This is a genomic window from Vibrio sp. 03_296, from assembly GCF_002265885.1.
Genome location: NZ_NPKW01000276.1, coordinates 1 through 1,084, shown reverse-complemented (window position 1 = coordinate 1,084; position 1,084 = coordinate 1). Strand labels below are relative to the sequence as shown.

Here is a 1,084-nt window from a genome sequence, read left to right as displayed (position 1 = left end):
TTTCGTGGTCAATTTGTGGGGTTACCACCTAACGGTGGAAACCCCACAAATTGACCACGAAAAGATCCTCAGTCCCCTTCCCTTCTGACAGTCGACGCAATTCGCGGATCAGATCCATTGAAAAACGACGCCATTCAATGTTTCGCGCCAATTTTTGGTTAAGTTCACTAAGCAGCATGCTGTCGGTATGACGGCGTGCCATACGCGTCCGGAAATAGGAATAGAGTTGAAACACCAAGGTATGCTGTTTCAAGATCTCAGGCGGGAACAGGAAGAAATAGTCGCGAGTAAGCAGTTCTTCGTAAAACGATGGTTCCCACACCAAGATGTAGAGGTTAGGTTTGATACGGATCTCGCCATCACTGCCCTCAGTCGGTGCCTCTTCCGAAGCGGTAATGGTGCGTGCGAGGAAGCGGAAACGATCACTCTTGAAGCCTTCAGGCATGTTTTCACTTAACCAACGACCAGTAAGCTCGTGCAGTTGGAAATCGGTAAATTCGATGCGATCGATGCTGTCGCGAATAGAATACGCGCCGGACCACTGTCTCTTTTTTACCACGTAGAGACAGAATATCGGTGATGTACAATCGGCGTTTTGTTTGGAATGTGCGCCGCATCCATTTGATATTCTTTCTTTTGTGGGTGATCATGGTACTGAACCGTCAAGGTAAACAGCGCAACAACGTCATGAGATCGTCCACTGTCATGATGTTTTTCGATGATCGTGTCTCGATCACCGCGCGTGTATCCGGAAATCGATCACCATCGATTTTTGGTAATTTTGCGTGTTCTTGGTGGTGCTAAAGCTTGATCAATAATGCCGGCCCAATTGGTCGGAGAAACCACGAATTGATCCGCTTCATCCTTCATGCCAGGCGGTGTATTCAAACCATGTTCATTCAATAGCCGCTTATTCACTTGGGTTTGAGCCAGTGCCTTAGAACGCTTCTCTTTTTCGGTCTGTTTGACTTTCTCAGTGACAAGGCTGGTGGCACCCAAAACGGAAATCAATTTATTTGGATTGACGAAGTGATGCAGCATGGTTTTCCAGCGAGCCCTTCTTCAAAACGTACCGGAGTTTGAG

The 1,084-nt window shown here is 47.4% G+C and carries 1 pseudogene; it reads right to left on the bottom strand.

The features are described 5' to 3' along the window. Positions 1 to 34 precede the first annotated feature (34 nt). A pseudogene (locus tag CIK04_RS23960) lies at positions 35 to 1,084 on the bottom strand (replication initiator protein RctB domain-containing protein); the annotation flags it as partial.